The sequence below is a fragment of the Shewanella sp. TC10 genome (assembly GCF_009663145.1).
Classification (GTDB): domain Bacteria; phylum Pseudomonadota; class Gammaproteobacteria; order Enterobacterales; family Shewanellaceae; genus Shewanella.
Window position 1 is genome coordinate 41,483 of sequence record NZ_VKHR01000039.1, and the last position, 11,894, is coordinate 53,376.

The following is an 11,894-nucleotide window of genomic DNA, read 5'->3' on the forward strand; positions in this document are numbered from 1 at the left end:
CATGTCGAGTATTGCAATTGCTGTCGTGGTGCTGACACTCCTAGCACTCATTTTTGGCCTTATCCTTGGTTATGCTTCAATTAAATTTAAAGTTGAAGGCAATCCTATTATTGATCAGGTAGAAGCATTACTACCTCAAACTCAGTGTGGTCAATGTGGTTATCCTGGTTGTAGACCTTACGCTGAAGCTATTGCCAACGGTGATAACATCAACAAATGTCCTCCAGGCGGAACCGCCACCATGGAGAAACTTGCAGGTTTAATGGGCGTTGATCCTGAGCCATTAAATGAAGTTGCACAAGAAAACATCAAAAAAGTCGCATACATTCGCGAAGATGAATGTATTGGATGCACTAAATGTATTCAGGCATGTCCTGTCGACGCCATCTTAGGTGCTGGTAAATTAATGCACACAGTCATAGCTAAAGATTGTACTGGCTGTGACTTATGCGTAGAGCCTTGCCCTGTTGACTGTATTGATATGATCCCAGTTGAACAAAACCTTAGAAATTGGGATTGGAAATTAGCCAGTATTCCTGTGACGCTTATAGAGCCAGTATCTGAAAATAGTACCGTCACCATTAGTGTTAAACAAAAAGACATTGCAGTAAAAGAGGATTCTCAGTGCTAACTTTATTAGAACAAATTGATAAAGGGACTTTATGGCACTCTCCTGGAGGGATCCACCCGCCACAATTAAAATCACTTTCAAATCAAACTGCAGCGGCCCGTATTGCGCCTGCTAAGCAATACCGTATTCCATTACCACAAGTCGGTGATTGTGCGCGTCTATCCATCAAAGTTGGCGACAAAGTCGCACAAGGTCAACAATTAACTGAAGGCGAAGGGTTTATGTACTTACCAGTGCATTCTCCTGTTTCAGGCATTGTAAGTAATATAAGCTTGCAACACAGTAACCACGCATCAGGTTTACCTACCCTAACTTGTATCATCGAATCAGACGGCCTTAATTATCAAGTTGAGTACCAAGCTTCAACGCTTGACGAACTAAGCAATCAACAAATTTTAGACAAAATTAAGCAAGCAGGTATTGCAGGAATGGGCGGCGCCACATTCCCAAGTCATATCAAGCTCAATCCTGCCAGTGAAATTGATTTGGTCATTATAAATGGTGTTGAGTGTGAACCTTACATCACATCAGATGATGTATTAATGCGTGAGAACGCCTTAGAAATTTTTAAAGGTATTCAGGTCATTAATCAATTGCTTTCACCGCAACGTATTGTGGTAGCCATTGAAGATAATAAGCCTGAAGCTAGCGCTGCGATGCAGCAATGTTTAACTCAGTTCGATGATTTACAATCAATTGTTAAAATAACGATTATCCCAACTAAGTACCCTTCAGGTGGCGAAAAACAGCTCATTCAGATCATTACAGGCCGTGAAGTACCAACAGGAAGCATTCCAGCCCAGCAAGGTATTGTAGTTCACAATGTCAGTACAGCTTATGCGATTCAAAATGCTGTATTAAATGGAAAACCACTCATTGAGCGCTTAGTGACATTAACAGGCGAACAAGTTAAACAACCTGGTAATTATTGGCTGCCAATCGGAACCAGCGTAGAACATGCTTTAGAACAAGTTGGTTTTTCTGCAATGGATAACCAAAAGGTCATTATTGGTGGACCAATGATGGGCTATGCCCTACCTGAATATAATGTACCGGTATTAAAAGGGACTAACTGCATTCTAGCGCCAAGCGCCAATGAAATTGCACCAGATGTCGATGAAAAAGCCTGTATACGTTGCGGTGAATGTGCAATTGCCTGTCCCGCTTTATTATTACCACAGCAATTATTTTGGCATGCAAAAGCTGAGGAATATGACAAAGCAGCGAGCTTCAATCTAAAAGATTGTATTGAATGTGGCTGTTGTAGCTTTGTTTGTCCAAGCGACATCCCGTTAGTTGAATACTACCGTATCGCTAAATCAGCGCTGAAGAATGAAGCAGATGAAAAACAACAAGCAGAACAAGCCAAAATCCGTTTTGAAGCAAGGCTGAAACGACTAGAAGATGAAAAGCTAGCCCGTGAAGAAAAATCACGTCTTGCGGCTGAAAAGCGTAAAGCTTCAGCAAACAGTGCCAGTAATAAAAATACCGTTGCAGAAGCAATGGCACGAGTAGCCGCTAAGAAAAAAGCTGCGGAACAAGAAAATAAATCAGTAGTCTCTGACACAGGTGCTGAAACTGGAAAATCAGCAGCTGTAAAAGCTGCAATAGCGCGCGCTAAAGCTAAAAAACTGGCGAATAAGCCTTTAGACTCTTCAACTTCAACTGAAGAAAATGCACAGCCAGTTAATGACAAAAAAGCACAAATAGCCGCAGCGGTTGCTCGAGCTAAAGCGAAAAAGCTTGCAGCTAACCAATCGAAAGATAATACAGTTTCTGTCGAAGAAAATGTCGCACCAGTTGATGATAAAAAAGCTCAAATCGCTGCTTCAGTTGCTCGTGCAAAAGCCAAAAAGCTAGCCAAACAACAAGCTGACGCTGATTCAAACAGCGCTAACGCCCCTGACACTGTTGATTCTGCGGCTACTGACACCGCAGCGGTAGTGTCTAGCCCAGCCAAATCAGTTGATGATAAGCCAGTTGATGATAAACCTGTAGATGATAAAAAGGCTAAAATCGCTGCTACAGTTGCGCGCGCAAAAGCTAAAAAGCTAGCTAAACAAAAAACTGATTCAGATTTAGACAGCGCTAGCTCCGATGACACTCTTGACTCTGCTACTGACACCGCTGTTGTAGTGGCTAGTTCAGCTGAGCCTGTAGATGATAAAAAGGCTAAAATCGCAGCCGCTGTTGCTCGCGCTAAAGCTAAAAAGCTGGCTAAACAAAATGTTAATTCAAACTCAGAGCAATTATCTGATATAGAAAAACCAGTTAGCAAAGATGAAACAACTAACGAAGCAACAAATGTTGAAAATATTCAGTCTGAAAACAACCAGATTGAAAGCAGTCATATCGAAGCCAGTCAAGCTGAAGTCGCAGCAGAAATAACTGAAGCCACTCCTGTCGTAGATGATAAAAAAGCGAGAATTGCAGCAGCTGTTGCAAAAGCCAAGGCTAAAAAGTTGGCAAATCAGCAGAAGTTGAGTGAGAAGGAATAATCATGGCATTTAAAATAGCGTCATCTCCACATGTCAGTACAAGTATGCACACCAATAAGGTAATGCTGCGAGTAGCCTTATGTCTTATTCCTGGAATTTTGGCACAAGTCTACTTTTTCGGAATGGGCACATTAGTTCAAATACTCATTGCAGTAATAACCTGTCTGGCTGCTGAAGCGGCTATTATGAAACTGCGCAAAAAGTCGGTAAAAAATGCATTATCTGATAACAGCGCATTAGTTACAGCATTATTAATCGCTGTTGCAATCCCACCACTGACTCCTTGGTGGATGACTGTCATAGGGTGCTTTTTTGCTATTGTTATCGTTAAACATCTATATGGCGGCCTAGGTAACAATATATTTAACCCAGCAATGGCAGCGTATGTTCTGTTATTAGTCTCATTTCCATTACAAATGACTAATTGGGTGGCTCCATCTGAGTTAGCAGCGAATCAAGTAAGCATTACTGCAGCATTTGCGCATATTTTTGAACTCAGCAATGCGGGCTTAGATCATTTCAGGATTGCCGTTGATGGTCACACAATGGCAACGCCACTTGATACATTCAAAACAGATTTATCAATGGGCATGACCAGTAGTGAAAGTTTACAGCGAAATGTATTTGACGGCATGACCGGTGTTGGCTGGTTTTGGGTTAATTTAGCTAACCTTGCTGGCGGCTTAATGATGCTTAAGCTTAAGGTCATACGCTGGCACATTAGTGTTGGGATTCTTATGGCGATATTTGTGTGTTCTGGTTTTGGTTTTTTACTTAACCCTGATACTCATGCTAGCCCAATGCTACATTTATTCTCGGGTGGCACTATGTTGTGTGCATTTTTCATTGCAACCGACCCAGTCACAGCAGCAACGAGTACTCGAGGTAGATTGCTATTTGGTGCGATTATCGGTGTGCTGATTTTTGTCATCAGAACTTACGGTGGTTACCCTGACGCTGTAGCTTTTGCGGTATTACTTGCCAATATGTGCGCTCCATTTATAGATTATTATATCCGCCCACGCTCATATGGTCATCGCGCGGGTAATTAAGCCGCTTTATTACAGGATTTATCATGTTCAATATTATTACTCGAAACGGCTTAATTCTTGCCCTTTTCGCACTATGTTGCACAGGCTTGGTCGCTTCAGTTAATTTTTTTACCGAAGATAGAATTATCGAGCAACAGCGTAAGCAACTTGCAGGTGTTTTAGAGCAAATCATTCCTAATCATTTGCACGATAATGAATTAACCGATGATTGCATACTAGTCACGAATAAAGAATTTCTTGGCTCTGATGAAGCTTTACCCGTTTATATCGCTAAAATGAATCAACAGCCCGTTGCCATCGCTATTGAAGCGATTGCTCCAGACGGCTATAACGGCGATATAAAAATAATTCTAGGGGTGAATAACGATAATGAGTTACTGGGCGTCAGAACATTAACTCATCAAGAAACGCCAGGTTTAGGTGATAAAATTGAATTACGAAAGTCTGATTGGGTATTAAGTTTTAGCGGCATAAAATATGACCAAAATGATAAACCTATGGCTGTCAAAAAGGATGGCGGCGATATAGACCAATTCACAGGAGCGACCATTACTCCTCGCGCTTATGTAAATGCTATTAATAATGCGCTTTCGTTTGTGGCTGATAATCGTGAGTCGCTTTATAACACCGTCAATCATTGTGGACGTGAACATGACTAATTATCGTGAAATCGCATGGCAAGGCCTGTGGAAAAATAATCCAGGTCTAGTACAACTCCTAGGCTTATGCCCTCTTTTGGCTGTTACCGCCACTATCACCAATGCCTTAGGTTTGGGCTTAGCCACATTAATCGTATTAGTTGGTTCTAATATCTTGGTTTCTTTAGTTCGTGAATTTGTCCCTAAAGAAATACGTATCCCTGTTTTTGTCATGATTATCGCCGCGTTAGTAACTTGTGTGCAGTTGCTTATTAACGCATATGCTTACGGATTATATTTATCATTAGGCATATTTTTACCCTTGATTGTGACTAACTGCGTCATTATTGGCAGAGCTGAAGCATTTGCTTCACGTAATAATGTCACTAGCGCTGCTTTTGATGGGCTCATGATGGGCGTGGGATTTACTGCTATTTTAGTGGTACTAGGCGGGATGCGAGAACTTCTTGGTCAAGGTACTTTATTTGATGGCGCAGAATTACTTTTAGGTGATTGGGCAAGCTCACTAACGATTCAGGTGTTTAATGTAGATAGCCCGTTTTTACTGGCCATGTTACCACCAGGTGCATTCATTGCTATGGGATTACTGATTGCGCTTAAGAATGTTATCGATGATAAAATTGAGCAGCGAAAACCACAGCAAGAAGCAGAAACAATTGCTCGTGCAAGGATCACTAAAGTCGGTTAATAGAACATAAATATCAACATAACGAATAAATAAAATGAATAAACAAAAACGCTATGAAATGCTGACTAGGCTTAGAGATAATAACCCTAAGCCTGAAACGGAACTCAATTTTGCTAGCCCATTTGAATTGCTTGTCGCAGTAACACTTTCAGCACAAGCAACCGATGTTAGTGTTAACAAAGCAACGGATAAACTATTTCCAGTCGCTAATACTGCTCAATCAATTTATGACCTTGGTGTTGATGGACTCAAAACTTACATCAAAACTATCGGTCTATATAACAACAAAGCAATTAACGTTATCAAAGCATGTAAGATGCTAATCGATTTACACGGCGGTGAAGTACCAGAAAACCGTGAAGCATTAGAAGCCCTGCCTGGGGTTGGTCGTAAAACCGCAAATGTGGTATTAAACACCGCTTTTGGCTGGCCAACGATTGCCGTTGATACCCATATTTTCAGAATGGCAAACCGGACCAAGTTTGCTATGGGCAAGAATGTCGATCAAGTTGAAGAAAAAATGCTTAAAGTCACCCCAGCTGAATTCAAAGTCGACGTACATCACTGGTTTATCCTGCATGGTAGATATACCTGTATTGCCAGAAAGCCTCGTTGTGGTAGCTGTATGATTGAAGATTTGTGCGAGTTTAAAGATAAGGTTTATCCCGAAGATTAATCACAACCAATAACTTCAAACGCTTGGTATTATTAAAGTTTAATGCGCTTTTTTAATGTATAAACGTCCCTTGCTTTAAAAAATTGATCGTTTGCTCAGCAACGTCTAAATCGTATCGCATTTGAGTATGAGTGACTTCTATCTCAATAAAGTCATTCATACTGGTTAATTTTGCCGACTCTACCGACACTAAGCCATCATTAGGGCCAGAAAATAGTTTATGGGTAAGGCTTGAGGATTTTGTGCCCGCAATAATACCTAAATTGAGATCTGATTCTTCAAGGTTATTGCCTAGACTGTCTTTCCCAGTAACAAGTGCACGGCTTATTTCCCCACCTAGCTTCATTAGCCATGTGTCACTTAAATGATCCGCCAATTCACTACCTTTGTTAGGTGTGCCCATCAAAACAACCTTGCCAACAACTTGTTTAGTTAATTTTTCTTGGTTATTTTGCAGATAAGATCTAATCGCCAAACCACCAAGAGAATGGCCTACAAAATGTGCTTTGGGATTATGTACTTTGCTAGCATTACGTAAACAAGCATCTATTTGTTTGCTCGTTTCGGTTAACACAGTTTCAACACGCTCGCCGATAGTATCGTAATCTAATGTACAAACATTAAAGTTAGCTTCTTCAAGTCGCTGCTCTAGTTTCCACATCGCACCTTCACTCCTGCCTAAACCATGTGCGAGCACCACAAGTTCTTTATCATCCTGATATGTTGAAGAGTTTACCTCTAAACTTGTACAACCAGAAATTTGCATTAAAATTAAGAATATAACTGTAATTGATAAACTGCTTTTAATTCCCACCTATTAACTCCTCAACTAGATTTTCACACATCGAACTGAAAACATATGTGACTTAGTTAATGTCGCGCGGCGAATTTCGCCTTTATGGGAATTCCACCAAGAGTAAGCAAGTGTTCTTGCAAATGCCTCTTTTTCACTAGCAGAGCTGCTGGTCCAAAATTCGGTATACATGCCTTGGGTGATATACCACTTTCCAAGCTTTACTCCAGCAGGAGTAGCTGAGAAATTAAACTTATTAACTTGTGATTGATCGAATCGCCTAAAAAGCGTGTCTGCTTGTTCGGCCTTTAGCGTAATAGCTATATCTTTTTCACCTCGCCAACCTAATATATTTAACTCAGGCTCAGCTATTCCTATGCTTCTTTCTAACTCCTGCCAGTCTTCATCAGAAGCGACACGCCAGCCATCAGGACAAAGATTACGTTTATCAGCAACATCATTCCAATCATAAAGACGACCGTATTTTAAAAGCTTGTTTTCATCGTCATCGGGAATAAAACCACTATTAACCTTTGAGCCGTCTTGAAACTGAGTCACCCTTAAATTTTCAGCTAACCAAGTTTGATGACCTATAGTGACGGTGCGGTATACATTACCTTCACCGTCTTGAACTTTATCAATTGAATCTTTACCAATTGAAGCTTTGCCAATAGAAGTTTTATCTTGTTGCTTTGTTTGTTGCCAATTATTTGATTCATCTGTTGTGCTATTTGCTGATGTCGTTGCCATAATCATACATACCCCGAACAATAAATTGAGTGCTTTCATAACATTGCCTTCTTACAAACTTATGTAATAGATTTAAAACGACCAAATGTGATCAGTTTCTTTTTCTGAAAGCGCCCATAGTTTAGTTAATACTTCATCTTCTAAAACAAATGACTCAAGTTTGCATTCAGCTACAGGTCCACCAAAATTCATCAAGCCAGTAGGGCCGTAATATGCTCTTTGTTTAAGGTTTTCTGCCGTAGCACACATGACTTCAGGGTACGCGCCCTTTTCAGCTGACTGCGCAAGTCCTAACTTCACCATCACAGACCAAGATAGTCGTGTTGCCAGGCTTGAACTTTCACGGATTAAAGAGGTATTCGATGCACCAGGGTGACAAACGTATACTTCAACATGCTTTCCATGCTGTTTAACCTTGTCTTGTAACTTATAAGCAAACATCATTTGTGCAAGCTTGCTTTGGCTATAAACCTTATTAGGGTGATAGTTTTTATCCCAGTTCATATCATCAAACTGGATATTTCTTAACCCCATTTTATGACCCTCACTCGACACGACAACGATTCGTCCTTTGGACTGGTCTATTCTTTCAAACAACAAACCAGATAATAAAAAATGGCCGTAGTGATTGACGCCTAGCTGACTTTCAAAACCATCAACAGTGTGTTGCTGCTGCGCTATTTGTGCGATAGCGCCATTACAGATTAGTGCATCAATTTGAGGCACTTTCTTTAATACCTCAATGGCGGCTTTTCGAATTGAAGCAAGCTCGGCTAAATCCATCGTTATAAAAGTGACCTGTGCTGTAACGCCAAACTCACTCTTTAACTCAGTTATTGCTGCTTCAGATTTAGCAGGGTTACGATTTAGCATTACGACTTGAGCACCTTTAGCTAATAATATTCTCGTAGCTTGAAACCCAGCTCCCGTATTAGCGCCAGTAATCAGGTAAGTTTTACCTTGTAAGTCACTTAAGTTTTCTGGTGTCCAACCTTTAGGACCAAATAGGTTTTTATCTATCATATGTTTCCCCTGATCGTTGAATAACTGAATTTGATATACATACACTATAGTCTCAATCGTATAGGTTATATAGACGTATTCATCGCTAAAAACTGCCTATTTGTATTATAAGATTGAAACGTCGAGTTATCACTGCTATCTTGAAATCATATTTTATTGAGAGGTTATGCTGATGAATAAACAGCAAATCGAGCATATTATTAACCGTAAAGTGTCAGCAAACAGTTTGATTGAAACGGCTATACAAGGTGTGCGATTATTTAAAATTACTGAACCTATTCAATGCGAACCTGCAGTGTATGAACCTTCGGTAACTGCCATTGTTCGTGGTGGTAAAGAAGCGATATGGGGAGGTAAAAAACACCTTTACGACAACAATAAATATATATGTTGCTCCATGTCTATGCCGATTGAAACAGGGACTCCTGAGACCTCAGCAGACAATCCACTACTTGGCGTTTATATTTCAATTGATCCAAGACTAATGACTGAAGTGGCGTTAGAAATACAAAGCAGTAGAGGTTCTTCTAGGATGTTGAACAGTGCAGCTTCGCCACAAGGTGTTTCCACCGCAATTTGGGACGAGTCTTTTTCTGATGCACTTTATAGGCTGCTATTGCTGGATGACGATTCAATGGACTTAGCCATCCTTGAGAAAAGTCGCTTACGGGAGCTCTATTATGCGATTTTAAAAGGTGAAGCTGGCCATTCGTTTAAACGTGCATTTGGAGTGGGCAATGAAATAGCCCGTTCGATTGAGTTTTTGTCATCTCACATCACTAAACCTGTCACCATTGACGAGTTAGCGGATCAAATAGGCATGAGCCGTGCGGTATTTCATCGTAAATTTAAACAAGCAACAAGCATGTCCCCTATTCAATTTGTTAAATCGATGCGACTCAATCATGCAGCAATGAAAATAGCTGAAGGTACCAATGTAAATGTCGCAGCCATGAATGTGGGCTATGTTAGTTCAACGCAGTTCAGTCGAGAGTTTAAGAGAATGTATGGTTTATCCCCAAAGCAATGGGGGCAGGCAAAAGCACAAAGTCTAAATACGATTCAATAAGTCATTATGACAAGCAATTATGCATAAGCTGTTTCTAAATAGCCTGAGACAAATAGCTTGCTATTAATAGCTTTTTCTAATAAAACTTTACCAGAAAGCAGTCACTATAGTCTGGTATTAATTATTGGTAGCTTTTGTGGTGAATTATTATATATCGCTATATAACAATGACTTACCATGTGATTATAACAATAACAAAGGCACAAGAACTTTTATTGCAAACACAAAAAAACCGCATTAAGCGGTTTTTTTATGGCGTCTTGATTAATGTTCTTAAAACATTGAAACAAAGAATGCGCTAAAACAAATTACGATTACTACTGAGGTGCCAAGAGCCATTTTTAATTCTGTTGTCATTATCTTGTCTCCAAATAAATATAAGTTAATTTTAGCTAATATGGATATATTTCACAGCGTTTAACCGTGATTATGTGATGTTAAACAACAAAAATACTATTCTAAATCAATTTTTTAACTGCAATAGAAATTTGTTATGCTTACAAAAACACCCTACCAATTACAAAAGAGTGCATTATGTCGCAATTACTTCATACGATGATCCGAGTCGGTAACCTTGAGCGCAGTATTGAGTTTTACACCAAGGTCATGGGCATGAAATTATTAAGAAAATCAGAAAATGCTGAATATAAATATACCCTTGCATTTGTCGGTTTTGGAGAAGAATCAACTGGCCAAGCTGTAATTGAACTCACCTACAATTGGGGGACTGAAAGCTATGACTTAGGTAATGGGTTTGGTCACCTTGCTATCGGTGAAGAAGATATTTACGCTCGCTGTGAAGCTATTGCCGCTGCTGGCGGTAAAGTGACACGTGCACCCGGCCCTGTTGCTGGCGGATCTACTGAAATTGCATTTGTTGAAGATCCAGATGGTTATAAAATTGAACTGATACAGAAGAAAGCCATGAGTGAGGGATTGGGCTAATAATTATTGCTTAGTTCATCAGCCAATAAAAAAGCCAGCAAATGCTGGCTTTTTTTGTTAATCAAAGTTCGTTTAGAACTTCATTGAGATACCAGCATAGATCTGACGACCTAGTGTATCGTAAACTTCTGGAACAGTACCAGCTTCGTTACCGCTAGAAACCATTACTGGTTCTTCATTAGTTAAGTTCTTAACACCGATGTTAGCTGATAAACCGTCAGTGAAGTGGTAAACACCTGAAATGTTGTGGTAAAGCACTGATTCAATATCGTCGCCATTGTTCACATCATTCATTTCACCGATATAACGGTTTGAGTACATGACACTCCAATCACCACGGCTAGCCGTTAAGTTGAAGTTATTTTTGTATTCAGCGTATCCGCCGTACATGCCGCCAATTGTACCAGTGTAATCAACACCATCTTGTTCAAACTTAATTAGGTAAGTTAAGTCGTTGTTGATTTTCCAATCCAAACCTAAACCTTCGAAGGTGTAAGCTAAGTTGAAATCAACACCACTTGTATCTTGATAACCAACGTTCGTTAACGGGTTAGTTAGGTTAGATAAGTCACCGTTTGAGCCAATGTTAAATGTTTCACAAGCTGAAGTATCGCCAGCGTAACAATTATTTAGACCAGCTTGTACATCTAGACGTGCAATCGCATCATCAATCTTAAATCTCCACCAATCCAAGGTTAGAGACATGCCATCAATGTAGCTTGGCGAGTAAACTAAACCTGCTGTGAAAGATTCAGATGTTTCAGCATCAAGATCTTCATCAGATGTGTAGTTAACTAAGATTTGTGGATCTTGCTCGTTGCCCCATGGGTCATCTAGGTAGTCGTAAGAACCTGAGTTACCACCGTATAGCTCGCTCACACTTGGTGCACGGAAACCTGTTGCAGCAACAGTACGAAGCATTAAGTCGCCAGTTGCTTCATAAGTTAAACCGACTTTCCACGTTGCAGCGCTACCGAAAGTAGAGTAGTCATCGTAACGAAGTGCAAATTCACCAGTTAATTTATCAGTGAATGGTACGCTTACTTCTTGGTATACCGAGAATACGTCAAAGCTACCGTCAGTTGGGTCTTGTTGAGCAGCAGTACCTTC

Annotated in this window: 12 protein-coding genes; 8 read left to right on the forward strand and 4 right to left on the reverse strand. The window is 40.1% G+C overall.

Translation table 11 applies throughout. From position 1 onward, the window contains the following. Nucleotide 1: 1 nt before the first annotated feature. The 6 genes from rsxB to nth are packed head-to-tail and all read left to right on the forward strand — an operon-like array spanning nucleotide 2 to nucleotide 6,204. Nucleotides 2–631: an electron transport complex subunit RsxB gene (gene rsxB, locus FNZ24_RS13905; protein ID WP_153915270.1), complete on the forward strand. Its 630-nt coding sequence runs from the start codon at nucleotides 2–4 to the stop codon at nucleotides 629–631. Beyond that, nucleotides 625–3,129 (forward strand): electron transport complex subunit RsxC, encoded by a 2,505-nt coding sequence (gene rsxC / locus FNZ24_RS13910; protein ID WP_153915272.1) that lies wholly within the window; start codon nucleotides 625–627, stop codon nucleotides 3,127–3,129. Before rsxB ends, rsxC begins: the two co-directional genes overlap by 7 nt. A 2-nt stretch (nucleotides 3,130–3,131) precedes the next feature. Then, on the forward strand, nucleotides 3,132–4,181 hold the full coding sequence (rsxD, locus tag FNZ24_RS13915; protein WP_153915274.1) for an electron transport complex subunit RsxD: 1,050 nt from the start codon (nucleotides 3,132–3,134) through the stop codon (nucleotides 4,179–4,181). A 23-nt stretch (nucleotides 4,182–4,204) separates the two neighbouring features. Then, nucleotides 4,205–4,840, forward strand: coding sequence for an electron transport complex subunit RsxG (gene rsxG, locus FNZ24_RS13920; protein ID WP_153915276.1), 636 nt, complete (start codon nucleotides 4,205–4,207; stop codon nucleotides 4,838–4,840). Beyond that, the gene (locus FNZ24_RS13925; RefSeq protein WP_153915278.1) at nucleotides 4,833–5,528 is read left to right on the forward strand and encodes an electron transport complex subunit E; all 696 of its coding nucleotides are present in this window, start codon (nucleotides 4,833–4,835) and stop codon (nucleotides 5,526–5,528) included. The genes rsxG and FNZ24_RS13925 overlap by 8 nt, the downstream gene beginning before the upstream one ends. 34 nt (nucleotides 5,529–5,562) lie before the next feature. After that, the gene (gene nth, locus FNZ24_RS13930; protein ID WP_102526055.1) at nucleotides 5,563–6,204 is read left to right on the forward strand and encodes an endonuclease III; all 642 of its coding nucleotides are present in this window, start codon (nucleotides 5,563–5,565) and stop codon (nucleotides 6,202–6,204) included. 52 nt (nucleotides 6,205–6,256) lie between these two features. On the opposite strand, the gene FNZ24_RS13935 is transcribed toward nth, so the two are convergent. The 3 genes from FNZ24_RS13935 to FNZ24_RS13945 are packed head-to-tail and all read right to left on the reverse strand — an operon-like array spanning nucleotide 6,257 to nucleotide 8,770. After that, the gene (locus FNZ24_RS13935; RefSeq protein ID WP_228768493.1) at nucleotides 6,257–7,018 is read right to left on the reverse strand and encodes a DUF7379 domain-containing protein; all 762 of its coding nucleotides are present in this window, start codon (nucleotides 7,016–7,018) and stop codon (nucleotides 6,257–6,259) included. A 15-nt stretch (nucleotides 7,019–7,033) separates the two neighbouring features. Then, a complete protein-coding gene (locus tag FNZ24_RS13940) occupies nucleotides 7,034–7,786 on the reverse strand; it encodes a fibrobacter succinogenes major paralogous domain-containing protein (protein ID WP_228768494.1) in 753 nt (250 codons plus the stop codon). Nucleotides 7,787–7,819: 33 nt separating this feature from the next. Then, nucleotides 7,820–8,770, reverse strand: a complete 951-nt coding sequence (locus FNZ24_RS13945; protein WP_153915280.1) for an SDR family oxidoreductase — start codon at nucleotides 8,768–8,770, stop codon at nucleotides 7,820–7,822. Nucleotides 8,771–8,942: 172 nt separating this feature from the next. Here FNZ24_RS13945 and FNZ24_RS13950 point away from each other — a divergent pair, with 172 nt between their 5' ends. Then, nucleotides 8,943–9,839, forward strand: coding sequence for an AraC family transcriptional regulator (locus tag FNZ24_RS13950; protein WP_153915283.1), 897 nt, complete (start codon nucleotides 8,943–8,945; stop codon nucleotides 9,837–9,839). 534 nt (nucleotides 9,840–10,373) lie between these two features. Then, entirely contained in the window at nucleotides 10,374–10,784 is a 411-nt protein-coding gene (gloA, locus tag FNZ24_RS13955; protein ID WP_153915284.1) for a lactoylglutathione lyase, read from the forward strand. Between the two features lie 72 nt (nucleotides 10,785–10,856). Here gloA and FNZ24_RS13960 read toward each other — a convergent pair. After that, a partial coding sequence (locus tag FNZ24_RS13960; RefSeq protein WP_153915287.1) for a TonB-dependent receptor domain-containing protein occupies nucleotides 10,857–11,894 on the reverse strand: 1,038 nt, incomplete at its 5' end.